The sequence below is a fragment of the Microbacterium xerophyticum genome (assembly GCF_053543555.1).
Map to the genome: position 1 here is coordinate 770,329 of NZ_JBLVOB010000007.1, position 18,514 is coordinate 788,842.

An 18,514-nucleotide genomic window follows, 5' to 3' on the forward strand; every position below is an offset into this window, starting at 1 on the left:
CCGGGCGCGCGCCGCGCCCCGCGACCCCCGCTTGATCCGTTCGAAAGGAATCTCATGAAACGTCCAGAACGCGTCGTCCTCTCCGAAGGACCGCACGCCGGAGTGCTCCGCCGCACGCACGTGTCGCACATCGGCTTCTCCGTGCCCGATCTCGGGGCCGCCGAGTCGTTCTACTCGCGCGTGCTCGGCATGCGCCGTCACGCCGAGCTCACCGACGGCATCCGCCTCGGCTGGGGCGCCGGTCATCACGTGGTCGACTTGCACGAGGGCCCGCAGGGCCTCATCCACTACGGCTTCGAGGTGCGTGACGAGGGCGGGCTCGAGGGCATCCGCGCCCGCCTCACGGAGGCCGGCATCCGATTCGACCCGATCGACCCGTCGGTCGTCGACGACCCGATTGGCGCCGTGGACGGCCTGGCGGTCACCGACCCTGACGGCACGACCGTGCACTTCCACAGCGAGGTGCGCCGTCACGGCGAGAACGCTGCCGACACCAGGCGCCGCCCGATCAAGTTCCAGCACACGACAATCGGCACGACCGATGTGACGCCGGTGGTGAGATTCTTCACCGACGTGATCGGGTTCCGGATCTCCGACCAGCTGCAGGACGGCAACTTCGCCTGGCTGCGCAGCGACCGCGACCACCACACGCTCGCCGTCGTCCGCACAGGCAAGGCGGGCGACATCGACCACTACTCGTACGACCTCGCCGAGTGGGAGGACTTCAAGGCCTGGTGCGACCGGCTGACGGATCTCGACGTCCCTGTGGCGTGGGGCCCCGGGCGCCCCGGCCCGGGGAACAACCTGTTCGTGTTCTTCGACGACCCCGCGGGCAACCACATCGAACTGTCTGCGGAGATGGAGAAGTTCCACGACGACCGGGTCGAGTACGTGACCCGGCGGTGGACGCCGGCACCCACCACGGTCAACCTATGGGGCGGGCAGACGCCCAGCTGGCGACGCGTCGGATCCGAGCCGGTCGCCGAGGCGTTCTCGGAGGGGAGCAACTGATGGCCTGGGTCGCCTACCGCCACGACGGCGAGGAGTACGTCGGCCTCGTGGACGGGGAGCAGTACATCCCGCTCCGCGGCATCCGCCGGATCGACGCCGAGACCGGGCTCGACGCACTGCTGGCCGCGGAGCCGGATAGCGCGAACGCCGTATCCGCCGCCGAGACGGAGCTGCTGCCGCCGTCCTGGGCACCGCAGAAGGTGTTCTGCGTCGGCCTCAACTACAACGAGCACATCGCGGAGACCGGACGCGAGTTGCCGACGTATCCCGTACTGTTCCCGAAGTACGCATCGAGCCTGATCGCCGCCGACCGCCCGATCCCGATCCCGATCGAGTCCGCGCAGGTCGACTACGAGGCCGAGGTGGTCGTCGTGATCGGCAGGAGCGGCCGGCGCATCCCCCGCGAGGAAGCGCTCGAGTACGTCCTCGGCTACACCGTCGGCAACGACGTCACGATGCGTGACTACCAGTACAAGACACACCAGTGGCTGCAAGGCAAGGCCTGGGACGGTGCGACGCCCGTCGGCCCGCACCTCGTGCCGGCATCCGAAGTGGATCTCACCGCCTGCGGCATCCGGACGATCGTCAACGGAACGACCGTCCAGGACTCCGACCTCTCGGTGCTAATCTTCGGCGTGGCCACCCTCATCTCGACAATCTCGCAGTTCACCGAACTCCACCCAGGGGACCTCATCTTCACCGGCACCCCAGGCGGGGTCGGCTACCGCCGAGACCCGCAGTTGTTCTTGCATCCCGGTGACACGGTCACCGTCGAGGTCGACGGCATCGGCCGGATCGACAGCCGGGTGATCGCCGGATGACACCGACACCTGCTACCACGCCCGCTGTGCGTATCCATACCCACGGCGGGCCGGAGGTGCTGCGCTTCGGCGAGTATCCACTTGCCCCGCTCGGCCCGACAGATGTTCTGGTCGAGATCGACACGGCATCCGTCTCGGGATGGGACATCAAGTACCGCGCCGGAAAGCTCTCCGGTGTGCGATTGCCTGGCCGCAGTGCACCGCCGCTGCCGCAGCAACTGGGCCGCGAAGGCGCCGGCGTCGTCGCCGCCGTGGGGCTCGCGGTCGCGGGATTCGTTCCGGGCGATCGCGTAGTCGCCGTCGTGCACCCCGCGAATCCGCAGAGTCCCGAGACGATTCGCGGTCTGGGCAATCTGTCGACCGGCATAGACGTGCCCGGACATGCGTCGCTCGGTTCGTACGCGAAATACGTCGTCCGCAACCAGAGCCTCTGGCTGCATCTGCAGGAGCACGTCGATCTCGAACAGGCGGCGGTCTCCTTGTGGCCGTACGGAACATCGCACCGGCTGGTGCGCGATCGTCTGCGACTGCGTCTCGGCGACAGTCTGCTCGTCTGCGGTGCGTCCGGCGGCATGGGCGAGGCGACGATCGCCCTGGCGAAGCTCACAGGTGCGCGGGTCGTCGCAACGACCCGTCACGACGCCAAGATCGAGGGGCTGCACAGCATCGGCGCCGACGAGGTGGTCGTCACGGACGACCGGGACGCCGCACTCGCGCGCGTCCGCGAATGGACGGGAGGCGAGGGCGTCAGCCACGCCGTCGACTACACCGGGAACGCGGAGCTGATGAGACTCGCCGTCGATGCCCTGCGACTCGGCGGCGTCTTCTGCCCGGCGTCGGGCACCCAGATCCCACCCGGCCCGCCGCCGTTCACGGTCAACGACTTCACACGGCTCGAGTTGACGATGATCGGCGTTCGCGGAGCGCGACACGAGGACGCGCTAGCGGTGCTCGATCTGCTCGCGCAGGGCCGGATCAGCCCTCGGATCGCCGCGCGGTTCCCGCTCTCCGAGGCCGCCTCGGCGCACCGGCTGTATGAGGAATCCCGCGACCTCGTCGGCCGTATCGTGCTCAAGCCGTGAGCGCATAGTCTTGAATCTCAGGAATCGGGTAGCGGTTCTGCACCCTTGATCTGGTTGGATGAACCCATGGCTCAGGCGACAACGGGATACCGCGAGAAGAACAGCACCGCGGACCGCACCCTCACGATCCTCATGATGTTCACGGACACTCGGCTGGTCCTGTCGGCGACGGACGTCGCTGACAGCCTCGGTGTCGCCCGATCCACGGCCTATCGCTATCTGCAGTCTCTCGTGCAATCCGGCTTCCTCGCCGACGACGGTCGTGGTGGCTTCTTCCTGGGCATGCGCATCCTCGAGCTGGCGCGACTGGCACGAAGGAGCTTCGGTCTCTCTGAGATCGCCGTACCGGTGATGCGAGAACTGGCCGAGCAGTTCCACCACACCGTGCTGCTCACGCGTCGTCTCAGGGACCGCGTCATCTGCCTGGAGCGCGAGGAGGCGGCTGCCCAGTACATCCGGCTCTCGTACGAACGCGGCCAGGTGCTGAGCCTGAATGCCGGCGCCTCCGCCTACGCGCTTCTCGCCTGGCTCGACGAAACTGAACTTCGCACGCTGTTGAAGGGTGTCGCACTCGAGCGGTTCACCGAGACCACGCTTACCGATGCCGATTCGGTCATCGAACGTCTCCGCACGGTCCGCGGCGACGGGTACGCGATCTCCTACGGAGAGGGCGACCCCGACGCCATGGGCATCGCCGCGCCCATCTTCGGCGCCGGCGGACGGGTGATTGCAGCGCTCAGCGTGGTCCTGATCCAATCGCGCGCCGCCGAGGGAGAAATCGAGGAGATCACCTCAGCGGTCGTCGCCAAGGCCGCCCGGATCTCGGAGCGAACAATTTTGCTCGACGGAGAGTAGCGCCTGTGCGCACCCGAAGGCCTCGCGGCCCCGCGCAGCGGGTCAACGCCTGCGTCCTTCCGCTCAATCGAGATGGACTCGCCGGAGCCGATTGCGTCGAGCGCCCGCACGCTGTGTGATGGCGTGGATTCCGCGAGGATCCTCAACGCTTGGTCAACGTTCGACTGCTGAGCTCGGAAGGAGTTGACAATCGCCGCCCCCGGCCACGCAGCCGGAAAGATTTCGAGATCTGGCGGGTGGGCGCTGGTCGCGTGGCAGGGGAGCCCCCAACGAAATCGCCGACGTCATCAAAGCCTGGACCGCGAGTGCGCGAAACTTTGTCGCCGACAACCGCGACGCCATCCGCCGTGTCTATCTGCTCTTTGTCGACAGGGCGCCTACACGCGACGGGGCCTCCTGCCCCTCAGCGGCGCTCTGACGTTGACACCCGACGAGGTGCGTGCGGCCGTACTTGATGAGAGCGCTTAGAGGACAGATCGCGTTCCCACACGCTCACCCGACCGGCGCGAAAGCCGGTCCACGCGCAACGCGTGAGGGGAGCAGCTGCACTCATCAACGAAGGACGCCCTCGACGTGGGCTTCAGCTGCTGTTTCCACTGGAGCCCGTCCCGCCAGCCAACTTCAGCTGTTCCGACGCAGCGAAAGCACCGTGGATCGCACCGAACGTCAGAGCGCCGAGGCCGAATGCCTCAGCCGCGTAGGCGATCCAGGTCCCCACATTGAGCAGCCAGCTCGGGTTGTAGGACGAAGTAACGACGGCCATCACCGTGGTGTCGAGCGTGACCTGGGACGGCGGGACCAGCGCGGCAAAGTACGTGAGTACCGCAACCGCGAACGCCGCAAGCCCAAAGATCAGGGCGACGATGGTGAACGCGAATCGCGACCGTGCTCATGGGCGCTTGTCGAGTAGACCTCGAGAACGTAACGTGCCTCGATGCGCCCGCGTGGAGCGAGAGCGCGCCACGCAGCGGGGGACCCACGCCAGGTTTTGAAGAGCGAGTCTCGCTGGTGCCGCCGCAGAATGCTCAGATCGGCGATCTCCGGAATCTCCACACGGACGACGATATCTAGATCCTCCGTTGTCAGGACGCACGCCACTCTCCAACTTCGCCGAGCGACAGCTTCGGCGACCTCAGCGATTGCGCAATCGGAATTGCGCGGAACACCCAATGAGCGATTTCAGGACCTGCTGCCTGACGAGGAGTACAGCGAGCTGCCCTACTCGCTCGCGCTCCGTACTCTTGTTCTTCCTGTCTGCCGCGAAGACAGTCCACCATGGCCCGGATTCAGACGTCTCGATAAGATCCATCTCACAGCACAACGACTAGATCCATCTCGAAAGTTCCGGAAGGACTCTTGCATGCCTACCCCGCTTCTCAGCGTCAACGAGGACAACCTCGTTCTGTGTCCAAACTGCGGGCAGACCACGGGGCTGCACTTCGACCGTGTTGATGTCGTCACTGCTTCGGGCCGGTCGATCAGCGCTCACGCGGCCGGCGAGGACGACAACGCCGACGTCACTGTTAAGCCAATCCTGGTCACGGATCCCAACCGCCGTCACAGCATCGTCCTGCATTGGTGGTGCGAGCACTGCTCGAGCGAGAAGGAAACGATCACGCTCCAGCAACACAAGGGCGTCACCCAGGTCAACTAGCACCGATTTGACCGAACTCTCCAGCGAGCCTCCCAAAGTCGCTAGAAGTTGCTTTTGTTGAGGTCGGACAGCCGGCTTCACCCAATCGTGGCTGCACCTGCCTACGAGTCTGGTCAAGAGATACTCGCGTGCAACGGCGACCTCTCACGCGCAAGGATTACAACCACGCCGTCTTCGCTGACGTTTATGCCAAGACCGGCGCGGACGTGGAAGGATATGACGGTGGCCCCGACCAGAAATGGCACCAACGCTGGCGGCTCGGCGAACGAGCTCGGGAGCCTCCATCGAAACGGATTCGCGTCGGTTCTTGCCTCGCACGGACTTTCCGGCGCCCCTCTGGACGGCGTAGACGGGCGGGTTCCGACGTCGATAGCACTCGAGACCGACGATGACGTGGATGACATCGTCTGCACCATGTCGAACGGAGAGCGGTGGTTCGTTCAAGCTAAGCGCACTGTAAACGACTCATCGCTTCGTAGCGCGCTACGGCAGTTCGCAGCACAAGCAGTCGGCGAAAGGGATCTCCTTGTCCTCGCCACACGGTCCGCCCGCGGCTATCTGAAATCCGCCATGGAGGTTCTGGACTCACGACGAGCCGGGCGTCAGGCCGAGCTTTCGAAGAGGCGGCGCGATGACTTCGAGACCTTCGAGAAGAAGGTTCGGGAAGAATGCGGCGAGAAGGCGGAGACGGTGCTCTCGCACACCCGCATCGTCGCATGGGCAGTCGACGAAATCACTGACGAGCGAGCGAACACGGCTGCTGGACGCCTGGAGCGATTGACGACGCCGGGTTCCGGACACATTGCGTATCGTGCGCTCCAAGGCTTCTTCCAGCAACAAGGTGCCGCTCGAACTGCAACGTCGAGTGATGACTGGCTCCAAGCTCTGAAGGATTCCGGGCTGGAAATCTCTGCCGAGGGTCTAGGACGACGGGCAGCCAAACGAGAACTCGAACGTTCCGCGTTGGCGCACTACTGCGAAAGCATCTCCAGATGCAAAGACCGCCTCGACCTCTCAGTGATCTCGCGCCGCGTGCCAGAGCTCTCAGTCGATGACTTCTTGTCCACCATTGAAGTGGAGTTTGATCTAAAGAAGCAGCGCGCAGACAGCGCCCCTTTGACTCATGTATTCCGCCGCAATGGACGCATGTTGCTTCGGGGCCTTCCCGGCGCGGGCAAGTCAGAAGCAATGCGACAACTCGCTGCGTGGCTGGTCACGCAACAGGGCGCCCCGTTGCCACTCCCGGTCCGCCTCCGAGACATCGCCTCGGCTGTATCGACAGTCGACGACATGTCGCTCGAGCTCCTGCTTCAGACTGCAGCCAAGCGTGGGAGCCCCGGTGGGTCAACTCCTCTCCTGCGGGTTCTCAGGTCCGCCGTTGCGTCGGGTCATTGTGTTTTTCTTCTCGATGGCCTGGACGAAACATACGAGAAGCAGAGCATCATCGCCGCTGGAATCGCCAAGATCCTCGAGGACCTCAGTGCACACGTCGGGGTACTCATCACCACGCGCGAGAGCGCGATGGATGCGGCCGAGCACCTCAACTTCCCCGTCGCGGACTTGAAGGCGTCCAACAACATTCGAGCACGGACCGCCCTCGTAGAGGCCTATTCCATCGCCACAGTTGCGCCGGAGGACCGCGAGACATGGGTTCAAGCCATACATGCCGTGATCGAGAGTCACTCTGACGCGCACCGCGAGATATGGCGAGTACCCCTGCTGTCGACGCTCGCCACCGTGCGCCTCCTCGAGGGCCAGACGACCTCAAGCTCAGTCGTCGATCTCCTGGGCGGGGTCATCGAGGACAGCGTCGATCAGTGGGAGGCGAAGCGGCTCAGAGAAAGCGTCTCCACGCCCGACCCGGGATTCAACACCCGCATGTTCTTGGATGGGTTCGCAGCCATTGGCCGAGCACTCAATGCTGGAGCGACGCTGACTCTGCGAGATGCCCACGAGCTTGTCGCCGGCGCTCTCATGAGATGGGAACTGTCACGCCCTGCGACCGAGGTCATCACAAAGTTCGTCGTCAAGTTCTGGGATGAGACAGTCGGAGTCTTCGTAAATACCGGCACAGCAATTCAGCCCCGATCCCGACTGTTTGCCGAGCTCGGTGATGCTTATGCGCTCCTAAGACTGGACGACGGCGACGCTCGTTCCACTTGGCTTGCGGAGAGCCTCAACACGCCCGCGAGGGCAAACGCGTTCGCCCTCTCCTCGGGAGCAGACCTCGGAATCGCGCGATGGCTCATCACCGCCTCAAAGGAAGAAGTGGGACACCGGCGCGCCCAAGCCGCGACCTGGCTCATCGAGTTTCTTCCCTCATGGTCGCACCTGACCTCAGACGATACGAGCGCTGTGATCGAGGCGTTGGCTGCAGCCGCTCGCGACCAGATCTGCGTCGTTACGTCGAGCCACGGCCAGGGCATTGCAGCCATGTTCGCATCGGCTACAGGGTGGAAGGACAAGGCGGATGGTTGCGGGTGGCGGTTCGCTGCAGATTTGGCGAGTCTGGACGTGACGCCGCCACATCATGAGCAGAAGATGCTTCTTCTGGCGGCATACGAAGCGGATCCGGACCGCGGCGCACTCCTGAAGGCCCTGTCCGAGATCTCGGGTGGGGAACCTGGGCACCGGACGGACAGCGTCCTCATCGAAGTCCTTGAGCGAGCGCTGGACTTCCCTCTCGACGAATATCACGACGAGGAAGCCCTCTCTGACCGCTTCGGCACTCTCATTATCGGAGGCAGCAACGAGCCCGCACCGTATGGTCTGGACCGAGTGGCACGCTATGCCGCCTGCATCAGTTCCCATCTGTCAGCCAGAGCGGTGGAGCGCATCTGGAACATCGGTGTTCGGCTGCCAGCCGGGCAGTACTACGAGATGCGCGCAGCGCTCGCTGCGAGCGGCTACCAGAGTCCCTACATCTCCAGTACTCAGAGCAGCTGGGCCTCATCCTTTCCTCGGGAAGACTTCGAACTCGACTGGTTCGTGCCTCATCTTTTCGCCAGCCCTGCAACGGCCGACGCAGTGCATCCGACGGAACGATGGAGGATGACAGCACTGTCAGATCTCGTCGATACAGCCAACATCAGGGAAGCGTCGTATTGGGAACTGATTGAGGCGAACAAAGGCGGCGGCGCGGCAATATCGTTGCTCCTCGACGCCGCGATGGCCTGCGCCCGGCTCGACGAACGGGCCGTGCGACTCCAGGCCGACGACATCCGCAGCACTACCAGCGACGAACACGACGACCTTGCGCACTACCTGTACACCCCGCGCTTGACACCTGCAAGGCTCCTAAACGAGTCCATCAGCGAAGAGATAGCCCTGCAACTCGTTGACCTCGCGGCCGGTCGCCCGCGGTGGGCCTCAGACCTCGCCCGCGACGTGCTCGTCCAGCAGCGCTATCCCTCGGTAAGCGACGCGGCATCCACCGCGACGGCCGCGAATTGGCACAGCGAGCGGAACCTCGCCTTGATCCGGTTGTTCAACGCAGCATCTCCGATGGACGAAGCCGGTGCCCTCATGTCTGAAGGAAACGGAAGTCGGTGGGCAGCCGCATGGTTCGTCGCGGCTGACGACACAGAAATGAATGAGGCGCTCCTTTCTCGGGCCCGCGACGATGAAGATGCCACGGTCCGGGACGCCGCCGGCGCGGTTCTTGACGTAGTGCTCGCTGCGGAGTACTGGACATGTACTCGGTGCTTCGCGAAGAACGGCGCGTCTCTCTACAAGTGCGAGCGCTGCGACCACAGCTCGAGCAATTCGATGAGATCTCACGAAAAGATCAAAGAGTACGTGACGAAGCTAGAAGCAGACGCAACGCACACCGAACACTGAGCGCCATCGTGCGCTGCTGGTGGAAAGTGTCACGGCAAAGATGCCGTGCCGTGCCACCGAATATCGGTTGTACGTGACATTTAGTGTCAGTCCACCGCGTTCCCGACAGTTCTCTGGTTTCGTTCTGTCGAGACCGCACCACCGAGACAGGTAGGGCAGAATCGGTTCATGACCGGTGACCGACTCGCTCGTCTCAGCCTTCGTTTCGACGCGATCTACTGCATTGCCCTCGGCCTCGTGGTCGCAGTCACAGCGCCCTTCGCGGCGAACGCAGTGGCTTTGCCTCCTGCCCTTCTCATCGGTGTCGGCAGCGCAACTCTCGTGTGGGGCGCCTACGTCTGGCGCGCGTCGCGTCAGCGACCGATCAGGACAAGAGCCCGCCTGGTCATGATTGCGAACATCGTCGCCAGCGTGGGGTTGGCGGCCACCGGTATCGTCGCGGGAACGACCGCGCTCGCCCTCGCGGCCTTCGCTGTCGCCATCGACGTCGCGGCGTTCGCGTTCAGCCAGGGACTGGCTCTGCGACGCATCGAAGGCGCGACGGCCTCCTAGACGAGGCGACCCGTGTCGCGCACGCCACAACCACTCAAGGGGGGCCCCGATCATCGGCTCGGCCTACTTGTTCAACCATTGAAGAACTGCAGCCGGGTCTTCTGAAAGTGTGCTGACCGCTCGTTCGCCCATCGACATGGCTTCGACGACCGGCCGATAGGTCTCCGCGCCATCGACGAAGTGCACGCCGTCTGAGCGCCCTCGTTCAATCCCGAATCGGACGGTGCGCGTTCCGCGGCGCAGAAGCAACTCCCACACATCCATCTGCACAGGCCCGGTGAGACTGCGTATCGACCACCCGGCAGCGAGCAACTCGCGCGCCAGCCATGCCGCGGCGTGATCTCGCGACGACAAACGACCAAGAAAATCTGATAGCTCGGGGCCGCTCATGCCCTGAGAATACCGCGGCATGGCGCGAGCGCTGGGGCCGCCATTCAGGCGCGCAGCGCAGCCACGATCCCGCTTCGCGCAGCGCGACCGCTACGGGTCGGAAGCAGCGGGAAGACGTGGAGCGCGCCGGCCCGCTCGCGGAACGTCACATCGACGCCGGCTGCCCGCGCACTGTCCACAAGGATCCGCGCATCCGGGTTGAGGACGTCGCGTGTTCCACTGAAGACGAGCATCGGTCCGAGTCCGTCGAATCTGCCGAAGAGCGGACTCACGATCGGATCCCGCACGTCGAGTCCGCCGGCCCACACTCGGCCGAGTTCGCGCCCGCCGTTTTGAGCGAGCCACGGGTCCGTGGGCTGGATGACGGGGATGAGGGGGTTGGAGAACGTCAGGTCCAGCCCGGGCGCGATCAGCACCGTATGGACCGAACCGACCCCGCGGTCGCGAAGCGTCTGTGCCACGGCAAGAGTGATCTGTCCCCCTGCGGAGTCGCCGGCGAGGCGCACACTTCCGTGCTGCTCGATGAGCTGCTCGGCGATCCCGAGAACCAGGTCATGCGCTTCGCGCGCATGCCCGAAAGGCAGCAGCGTGTAGATCGGAACGACTACCGTCACGTTCGCTTCGACGGCGATCTGCGCGATCAGCTCCCAGTGCTGTCGAGCGATCTGGTGGATCCATCCTCCGCCGTGGGTGTAGATGACAGCTCCGCGCGGGACGCTTCGAGCGGGAGTCACCGTGTAAACGGGAACCTTGCCGATGTGCGCGACGCTCACGCGGAGATCGGACCGCAATCGCGACGGCGGCCCGTACGGCTCCGGTCGCAACTCCGCATTGCGGATCGCTCGGCGTGCAGAGCCGACGCTGAGGAACGGGGTATTCGCGCGCGTCGCCCGAAGGAACGCTGTGACGAGGGCTTCGGGAACGATCACGGTTCTGCACCTTCTGTCATGCGGGCGCCCGTGCGGCACCGGCCGATGGTTCAGTAGAACACTGTTCCCGCGCGAGTGTTCACGCCAAAGCGTGAGGGGTGGCGGTCGGCAGCGCGCTCACCGCCGCCCCGCGCCGCCGAACAGCGCGTACAGCAGCGGCAACGCCGAGGTCGCCATCAGCACGATCCCGAGCGGCGCAGCCGGCACGAGCAGCAGGGCACCGCCGATGAGCAGGCCTCCGAACAGCAGCGCGGCGACCGCGCGGCGACCGATGCGCATCAGCGAATCGAGGCGGCGCTCGAGCCTTGAGGTGTCGAAGGTCACCGTGCCGTCGTCGATGCGCGTGATCACATCGTCGATGCGCGCGGGCAGACGCCATGTGGTCGATGCCGTCGAGACCGCCTGACGCGCGAAGGCCTGGATGACGTTGCCGCTCTCATCGCGGATCAGGCGGGCGGCGTACGGCTCAGCGGCATCCCACACGTTGAAGGCGGGGTTGAGCCCGCTGCACATCCCCGAGGTGAGCGACACCGCGCGGATCAGCAACAGCATGTTCTCGGGAAGCTGCAGCGGCAGCGTGCGAACGGTGTCGCCGAACTCGTTCGCGAAGCCGCGGAACTCGCTCGGGTCGACCTTGCTGAGTTCGACGAAGCCCATGCCGCCGAAACGTTCGAACAGTGCAGCGAGCGCGCGCTCGAGTTCAAGGGTGTCGGCCGACGGCAGCAGCACCCCGATCTCCTGCGCGGCCTTCACCAAGCCCTTGCTGTCCCGCCCCGCGACGGCGACCAGCAGTGTCCGCAGACCGTCGCGCAACCCGTCGGGCACCTCGGCCATCATCCCGAAGTCGACGAAGGTCAGGCGCCACGGCCTCGCCTCGCCGGACGCGGCGGCCGCGGCATCCGTCGCCAGCGGCGTCACGAAGATGTTGCCCGGGTGCGGGTCGGCATGCACGAAGCTGTGCGTGAACACCTGGTCGAACATGATCTCGGCGAAGACGTCGGCGACGTCGTCGGGATCGATCCCTGCCCGCCGGAGGGCCGCCGTGTCGTTGATCTTGATCGCTGTGACGTCCGACAGCGTCAGCACTCGGCGGGTCACGCGCTCCCACACGATCTCCGGTGCGGCGACGCGCGGGTCGGCGGCGAAGTTATCGGCGAAGCGCTCGGCGTTGGCGGCTTCGTGCAGGTAGTCGATCTCCTCTAGTGAGGTCACGGCGAACTCTTCCACGAGGGCCGGGGCGTCGACCCGATCAGAGACGAGACGGATGCGGCTCGCCCAGCCGGCCACCCGGCGCAGGGCCGTGAGGTCGGTGGCGACGATCTCGTCGATCCCAGGACGCTGCACCTTCACGACCACTTCGCGCAGCCCGGTGTCTGCGGCATCGAGGTCCGACAAGCGGGCGCGATGGACCTGGCCGAGGGATGCCGCGGCCAGAGGCCGTTCGTCGAACCGCGCGAAGGCGCGCTCGAGAGGCACCCCGAGCTCGACCTCCGCAAGCGCCCTTATCTCGGCGAAGGGGACCGCGGGAACCTCATCTTGAAGGCCGGCGAGCTCCTGCGTGATCTCGGGCGGCAGTACGTCCAGACGGGATGACATGAACTGGCCGACCTTGATCATCAGCCCGCCGAGTTCGACGGCGAGCACGCGGAAGCGACGGGCGAAGCTCAGCATCCGCGCCGCGCGGGTGCGCTCGGCGACCCTGGAGAAGCCGAGCCTGGGCAGGACGAGCTCGAACCACCAGATCTTGATGAACTCGAGGGCGGCGAACGAGACGATGCGGCGATAGCGCGCCCGGTGGGTCGTGCGATGCGCTGGTTCCGCGCGGGCGGGCGCAGGTGCAGCATCCGTCATCGGCTCGTCCTCTCGCCCCGATCAGGCAGGATGCCCGACCGGGCGGTGCGGGGCGAGTCAGTCCTGCGCAAGGATCGCGTACAGCCTACGACGCGCCTCGTCGAGCACGGTGACCGCCTCGTGCACCTGCTCGGGCGTTCCGGTGCGGGCGACCTGCGCGGCGGCGCCGGCGAGATCCATCCCGGCCTTCGGCAGCGCGGTGAGGTGTCCGCCGTCGCGTGAGGCGAAGGCCTCCCACGGTGCGGGCTTGTCGGCGGCGATCTCGGCCTCTTCGCGACCGGCGCCGGTGAGCGAATAGGTCTTGCGGCCGTTCTGCTCCTCGGCGGTGATGAGTCCCTCGTCGGCGAGCAGCTGCAGGGTCGGGTAGACGGATCCCGCACTCGGCTTCCACGAGCCGCCGGAGCGCTCGGCGATCTCGTTGATGATCTGGTAGCCGTGCATCGGCTCTTCGGCGAGAAGGGAGATGACCGCCGCGCGCACGTCGCCGCGAGCCATGCGGGAGGGCCCGCCGGTGCGCTGCTCGAACGACTTTCGGAGCTGGTCCATCGCGTCGAAGATCGCGGATGCCGGGCCACCTGCTCCGCCGAACGGTGAGCCTGAGCCTGCTCCGCCGAAGGGGCCGGTGGGGAATGAGCTGTTCATGATGTCCTCCAGAGTCGAGCGGACGATGTGCGTTAACGATATATCGTTCAGTGTCGTTCGGGAAGAGACCCTCTCGAGTACGCGTGGCGACATCCCGATGTCGGATGCCGGGAATACTCTGATCCCGTCTCACCGATGAGGCAGTCTCGATGCCGAGATGAAGAACATACGGAACCGGAGTGAAGAACATGAACGAGACCATCCTCACGATCGTGGGCAACCTGACCGCCGAACCCGAGCTGCGCCAGACGGGCTCAGGAGTGGCGGTCGCGCGTTTCACCGTCGCCAGCACGCCGCGCAACTTCGACCGGCAGACCAACGAGTGGAAGGACGGCGACGCGCTGTTCATGCGCTGCTCCGCCTGGCGCGATCTCGCGACGAACATCACCGCGTCTCTGACGAAGGGCACTCGCGTGATCGTCACCGGTCGCCTGCAGCAGCGCAGCTATCAGGACCGTGAGGGCAACAACCGCGTGAGCCTCGAGCTGCAGGTCGATGAGGTCGGCCCTTCGCTGAAGTACGCGACGGCGCAGGTCGTCCGCGGCGATCGATCGGGCGGTGGCGGTGCGCCTGTCGCGGCAGCAGGTGGCGGTGCGGCTCCCGCGGCGACGACCGACTCGTGGTCGACGACCAACACCGATTGGTCGACGGCGGACGAGACGCCGTTCTGATGCAGCGGGATCTCGCCGCGAACGCATAGCCGCCGGCGAAGTCAACCCCGCCCCCGAATCATCCACGCGACGTAGGCTCGAAGAGGGCGGACCGACCGAGAAGCTCTCTCGGCGACGTGCCCGTCCGGGAGGGAGCCGTCATGGCTCAGTACGACGTTTCGGACCGCTCGGCGATCGTCACCGGAGCGGGCAGTGGGATCGGCAGGTCCGCCGCGATGCTGCTCGCGCAGAACGGCGCATCGGTGGTCGTGAACGATCTGAACGCAGAGGCCGCGCAGTCCGTGGTCGACGAGATCCGCGCCGCGGGCGGAGTCGCCGAGGCGTCCGCCGGCGACGCGACCGACCCGCAGTGGATCGCGTCGTCGATCGAGCTCGCGAACAGCCTCGCACCGCTGCGGATCGGCGTGAACAACGCCGGCATCGGTGGCGCCGCGGCGCCGACAGCCGAGTACGGCGACGACGACTGGGACAAGGTCATCGCGATCAACCTCAACGCGGTCTTCCGCAACATGAAGGCGCAGATCCCGTCGATCCTCGGCAACGGCGGCGGCTCGGTCGTGAACATCGCGTCGATCCTCGGCAGCGTCGGCTTCGCCTCGTCCCCCGCCTACGTCGCGGCGAAGCACGGCGTCGTCGGCATGACCAAGACCGCGGCGCTGGAGTACTCCGCTCAGGGCGTGCGCGTGAACTCGGTCGGACCGGGCTTCATCGACACTCCCCTGCTCGCGCAGATGGATGCCGACGCGAAGGAGTTCCTCGTGTCGAAGCATCCGATCGGCCGACTCGGGCAGGCCGACGAGGTCGCGCACCTCATCGCCTTCCTCGCGAGCGACGCGGCGAGCTTCATCACCGGCAGCTACCACCTCGTCGACGGCGGGTACACGGCGCCATGATCCGCGGCGGGTGAAGGCATGTGGATCGGCTGGATCGAGTTCGACGTGCTGCTCGGTGACGTGCGCTCCCTGAAGGAGAAGCGCAGCGTCATCCGGCCGCTGATCGCCGACCTGTCACGCCGCACGGAGGCCGCGGCCGCCGAGGTCGGCGCGCACGACCTGCACCGACGCACGGCGATCGGACTGTCGGTCGTCGGAGCCGAGATCACGCATGTGCGCGAGGTGCTGGATCGCGCAGAGCGGATGCTGGCGGAAGAGCACCCTGAGGTCACCCTGCTGGCGACCCGCAGGGGGCTGCATTCCAGCGAGGACTGAGCCACGCCCGCCTTCCCGATCCGAGGAGGGCGGGCGTGGGGGTTCAGCGCCGCCGCGACACCATCACGATCACGGCGCCGAGGACCGACAGCCCCGCCGCCCCGAGGAAGAGCCATGCGAAGCCGCCGGTGAGCGCATCCGCAGACGACGCTCCGCTCGACTCGAGCGCCGCCGTCCTGAGACCGGCGATCGTGCCGAGCACGGCGAGACCGACCGCGCCGCCGATCTGCTGGCTGGTGTTGATGAGTCCGCCGGCGAGGCCCGCTTCACCACCCTCGACACCTTCGACGGCCAACTGCGTCGTGGCGACGAACGCACCACCGAGACCGACTCCGATGAGCAGGGTCGGCCCGAGCAGATGCGTCAGGAAGACGGCATCCGACGGCGCGGTCGCGAGCCACACCAGGCCGCCGGCCAGGACGAGCAGCGAAGTGGCGAGCACCGGCCTGGTGCCGAGTCGTCCGATCAGAGAAGGCACCGCCCCCGCGATGATCACGAGCGCACCGGCAAGCGGCAGCTGGGTCAGGCCCGCGGTGAGCGCGTCATAGCCGAGCACGGCCTGCATGTAGACCGACAGTGCGAAGAACAGCGCCACCATCGCGGCGCCGCCCAGCAGCATGACGACGTTGCCGAGCGCGAGATCACGGTTGCGGAACACCGCCAACGGCACGAGCGGCGCGGCGCTTCGGCGTTCGATCATGACGAAGGCGACTCCGAGGACGACCGCGACCGCGAAGAGCACGAGAGGCAGCGGATGCGTGAAGCCGAGGCGCTCCACCGCGCTGAGGGCGCCGACGAGCGAGACGAGCGCCGCCGTCACGGTGATCGCACCCGCTGCATCGAGGCGTCCGGACTCGCGCACGCCGTCGCGGGTGACGAGGACGGGGATCGCGATCAGCACGATGGCGCCGATCGGAACGTTCACGAAGAACACCGACTGCCAGCCCAGCGTCGCGGTGAGGATGCCGCCGATCAGCACCCCGGCCGCCGAGCCGATGCCCGCCACCGCACCCCAGACGCCGAGCGCCTTGGTGCGCTCCTTCGCATCGGGGAAGAGCTGCGTGAGCAGCGCGAGCGCGGCCGGCGCGAGAAGCGCCGCGGACGCGCCCTGCACCGCGCGGGCGGCCAGCAGCATCTCGCTCGAGATCGAGAAGCCGGCGAGAGCGGATGCTGCCACGAAGCCGGCGGTGCCGATCAGGAAGACGCGGCGATGGCCGTACCGGTCGGCGAGACGCCCACCGAGCAGGAGCAGCCCGCCGAAGGCGAGCACGTACGCGGTGATCACCCAGGTGAGAGCGGCGGTGTCCATGCCGAGCTGCCGACCGAGCACCGGAAGGGCGATGTTGACGATCGAGGCGTCGAGCACGACGAGGAACTGCGCGAGCGCGAGGATGCTGAGGGCCACCCATCGGCGTGAACTGTGTGGTGCAGTACTGCGGGTTCGAACGGGACTCGAAAGCGTGTTCATTGACGTTCCTTTCGGTTGAGACTGATGAGTGATTACTCACTCACTCTTTTGGGCAAAGAAGAACGAAGGCGGCCACTGCTCCGGTCATGCCGGGTGGCTCATCCCCTTGGTCAGGAGTTTCGCCCAGTCCTCCGGGCGCCCCTCGAGCTGGGTCGTGACGATCAGATGGCACAGCTGCCCGTAGGCGATGAAGCGCTGCACGTCGTCATCCGCGCCGCCCGAGCGGCTCTTCGCGAACGTCGTCACGCGTGCGAGGCCGGCGCGAAGCGCCTCGCCCACGACCGGGACGTCAGCGACCGACTGCGCGTGCACCTGCAGCATCAGCAGGGTGCGGTCGCTGATCAGTTGCGCGTAGGCGTCTCCCATCGCATCGAGGACGCTCTCGGGCGACTGGTCGACGGCAGCATCCGCACCCGCTTCGAGGGCCGAGAGGATCGCTTCGAAGCACGCCTCGAGCGCGGCGACGAAGAGCGCCTCCTTGCCGGAGTAGAGCTTGAAGACGTAGGCGGGGGAGATCTTCGCCTCGCGGGCGACGTCGGCGACGGTCGTGGCGTAGTAGCCGCCGCGCGCGAACTCCGTCAGCGCCGCGGCGGCGACGAGAGGCCGTCGCGCGTCGGCGGTCGAGAGGATCGAACTGCGACTCGCTGGCATATGAGTGACTGTACACTCACTCTTATCTGAGAGCAAGCAGGAATCGTCGGACGACACGCAGGACCTTGCCTCCGCTCACAGACCTTCGGCGATCTCCTTGATCGCGGCGAGACGGCGATCCCAGTCGCGTCCTATCGCGTCGAGCCGCTGCGCAGTGGCCGTGAGCTCGGCGCCGATCACACGGAACCGCAGTTCGCGGCCGGCCTTGACCGGTTCGACGAGTCCGACCTCCTGCAGCACCGCGAGATGTTTCGCGATCGCCTGGCGCGAGACCGGGAGGCGCCCGGCGAGGGCGGATGCGGAAGCATCCCCCTCACCGAGCGCCTGCAGAATGCTCCACCGCGTCTCGTCCGCGAGCGCCGCGAACATGGGTGCCAGCGTCTCTGCGGTCACGCGTCACCCTCGGCCGCGTCGCGCTCCACCAGCGCCACCAGCTTGTCGAGCTCTTCGTCCCAGCCGGTGCGGTGGCTGTCGAGGTTCTCGAGCGGGGCGGAGGTGTTGTCGAATCCGGTCTCCACGACGTCGAGCTGGGTGCCGCCGTCGACTGCGTCGAGCGTGAAGGTGAAGACGGTCGAGCCCTTCTCCTGCACCTGCTCGGGGAGCGACCCGAGCGCATCGTCGTTGTTCCACCGGTAGGCGACGCGACGCGGCTCATCCCATTCCTCCACGCGCAGCGGGATCGAGCCGTAGTCGGCGAAGGTCATCGTGCCTGCGGCGCCGACACCGACGCCGTCGAGCACAGTGCGGCCGAACCAGCGGGAGATGTATTCGGGCTGGGTGACGGCCTGCCACACCTTCTCGACGGGAGCATCGATGCGGATGCTGCGGCGCACGGTGAAGGCGTTCTCATCGACTACGGATGCCGGGTTCTCGGTCATGCTCACCATGA

The 18,514-nt window shown here is 66.2% G+C and carries 18 protein-coding genes; 10 read left to right on the forward strand and 8 right to left on the reverse strand.

From position 1 onward, the window contains the following. Positions 1-54 precede the first annotated feature (54 nt). The 7 genes from ACNPNP_RS15240 to ACNPNP_RS15270 all read left to right on the forward strand — a co-directional run bounded on the left by ACNPNP_RS15240 (position 55) and on the right by ACNPNP_RS15270 (position 9,815). Positions 55-1,011 (forward strand): VOC family protein, encoded by a 957-nt coding sequence (locus ACNPNP_RS15240; RefSeq protein WP_448966870.1) that lies wholly within the window; start codon positions 55-57, stop codon positions 1,009-1,011. Then, positions 1,011-1,832: a fumarylacetoacetate hydrolase family protein gene (locus tag ACNPNP_RS15245; RefSeq protein ID WP_448966871.1), complete on the forward strand. Its 822-nt coding sequence runs from the start codon at positions 1,011-1,013 to the stop codon at positions 1,830-1,832. The genes ACNPNP_RS15240 and ACNPNP_RS15245 overlap by 1 nt, the downstream gene beginning before the upstream one ends. Positions 1,833-1,858: 26 nt before the next feature. Then, positions 1,859-2,914: a quinone oxidoreductase family protein gene (locus tag ACNPNP_RS15250; protein WP_448966872.1), complete on the forward strand. Its 1,056-nt coding sequence runs from the start codon at positions 1,859-1,861 to the stop codon at positions 2,912-2,914. 66 nt (positions 2,915-2,980) lie between these two features. Continuing rightward, the gene (locus ACNPNP_RS15255; RefSeq protein WP_448966873.1) at positions 2,981-3,769 is read left to right on the forward strand and encodes an IclR family transcriptional regulator; all 789 of its coding nucleotides are present in this window, start codon (positions 2,981-2,983) and stop codon (positions 3,767-3,769) included. 1,360 nt (positions 3,770-5,129) lie between these two features. Next, positions 5,130-5,423: a hypothetical protein gene (locus ACNPNP_RS15260; RefSeq protein ID WP_448966874.1), complete on the forward strand. Its 294-nt coding sequence runs from the start codon at positions 5,130-5,132 to the stop codon at positions 5,421-5,423. 222 nt (positions 5,424-5,645) lie between these two features. After that, positions 5,646-9,263: a hypothetical protein gene (locus tag ACNPNP_RS15265; RefSeq protein ID WP_448966875.1), complete on the forward strand. Its 3,618-nt coding sequence runs from the start codon at positions 5,646-5,648 to the stop codon at positions 9,261-9,263. A gap of 168 nt (positions 9,264-9,431) precedes the next feature. After that, complete coding sequence (locus ACNPNP_RS15270; protein ID WP_448966876.1) at positions 9,432-9,815, forward strand: hypothetical protein; 384 nt, start codon at positions 9,432-9,434, stop codon at positions 9,813-9,815. A 63-nt stretch (positions 9,816-9,878) separates the two neighbouring features. Here the strand turns inward: ACNPNP_RS15270 and ACNPNP_RS15275 are convergent, their stop codons facing one another. The 4 genes from ACNPNP_RS15275 to ACNPNP_RS15290 all read right to left on the reverse strand — a co-directional run bounded on the left by ACNPNP_RS15275 (position 9,879) and on the right by ACNPNP_RS15290 (position 13,627). Then, on the reverse strand, positions 9,879-10,205 hold the full coding sequence (locus ACNPNP_RS15275) for a hypothetical protein (RefSeq protein WP_448966877.1): 327 nt from the start codon (positions 10,203-10,205) through the stop codon (positions 9,879-9,881). 44 nt (positions 10,206-10,249) lie between these two features. Continuing rightward, a complete protein-coding gene (locus ACNPNP_RS15280) occupies positions 10,250-11,134 on the reverse strand; it encodes an alpha/beta hydrolase fold domain-containing protein (RefSeq protein ID WP_448966878.1) in 885 nt (294 codons plus the stop codon). A 117-nt stretch (positions 11,135-11,251) separates the two neighbouring features. Then, complete coding sequence (locus tag ACNPNP_RS15285; protein ID WP_448966879.1) at positions 11,252-12,985, reverse strand: ABC1 kinase family protein; 1,734 nt, start codon at positions 12,983-12,985, stop codon at positions 11,252-11,254. A 57-nt stretch (positions 12,986-13,042) separates the two neighbouring features. Further along, the gene (locus tag ACNPNP_RS15290) at positions 13,043-13,627 is read right to left on the reverse strand and encodes a PadR family transcriptional regulator (protein WP_448966880.1); all 585 of its coding nucleotides are present in this window, start codon (positions 13,625-13,627) and stop codon (positions 13,043-13,045) included. Positions 13,628-13,815: 188 nt separating this feature from the next. Here ACNPNP_RS15290 and ACNPNP_RS15295 point away from each other — a divergent pair, with 188 nt between their 5' ends. From ACNPNP_RS15295 to ACNPNP_RS15305, 3 genes are all read left to right on the forward strand, one after another. Further along, positions 13,816-14,298, forward strand: coding sequence for a single-stranded DNA-binding protein (locus tag ACNPNP_RS15295; RefSeq protein ID WP_448967269.1), 483 nt, complete (start codon positions 13,816-13,818; stop codon positions 14,296-14,298). Between the two features lie 140 nt (positions 14,299-14,438). Then, positions 14,439-15,191, forward strand: a complete 753-nt coding sequence (locus tag ACNPNP_RS15300) for an SDR family NAD(P)-dependent oxidoreductase (protein ID WP_448966881.1) — start codon at positions 14,439-14,441, stop codon at positions 15,189-15,191. A gap of 18 nt (positions 15,192-15,209) precedes the next feature. After that, a complete protein-coding gene (locus ACNPNP_RS15305) occupies positions 15,210-15,506 on the forward strand; it encodes a DUF503 domain-containing protein (RefSeq protein WP_448966882.1) in 297 nt (98 codons plus the stop codon). Positions 15,507-15,549: 43 nt separating this feature from the next. Here the strand turns inward: ACNPNP_RS15305 and ACNPNP_RS15310 are convergent, their stop codons facing one another. The 4 genes from ACNPNP_RS15310 to ACNPNP_RS15325 form a co-directional block, all read right to left on the reverse strand. Continuing rightward, complete coding sequence (locus ACNPNP_RS15310) at positions 15,550-16,911, reverse strand: DHA2 family efflux MFS transporter permease subunit (protein ID WP_448966883.1); 1,362 nt, start codon at positions 16,909-16,911, stop codon at positions 15,550-15,552. Positions 16,912-17,058: 147 nt separating this feature from the next. Further along, positions 17,059-17,625, reverse strand: coding sequence for a TetR/AcrR family transcriptional regulator (locus tag ACNPNP_RS15315; protein WP_448966884.1), 567 nt, complete (start codon positions 17,623-17,625; stop codon positions 17,059-17,061). A 75-nt stretch (positions 17,626-17,700) separates the two neighbouring features. After that, positions 17,701-18,018: an ArsR/SmtB family transcription factor gene (locus ACNPNP_RS15320; protein ID WP_448966885.1), complete on the reverse strand. Its 318-nt coding sequence runs from the start codon at positions 18,016-18,018 to the stop codon at positions 17,701-17,703. After that, complete coding sequence (locus tag ACNPNP_RS15325; RefSeq protein WP_448966886.1) at positions 18,015-18,512, reverse strand: SRPBCC domain-containing protein; 498 nt, start codon at positions 18,510-18,512, stop codon at positions 18,015-18,017. The genes ACNPNP_RS15320 and ACNPNP_RS15325 overlap by 4 nt, the downstream gene beginning before the upstream one ends. Positions 18,513-18,514: the final 2 nt, after the last annotated feature.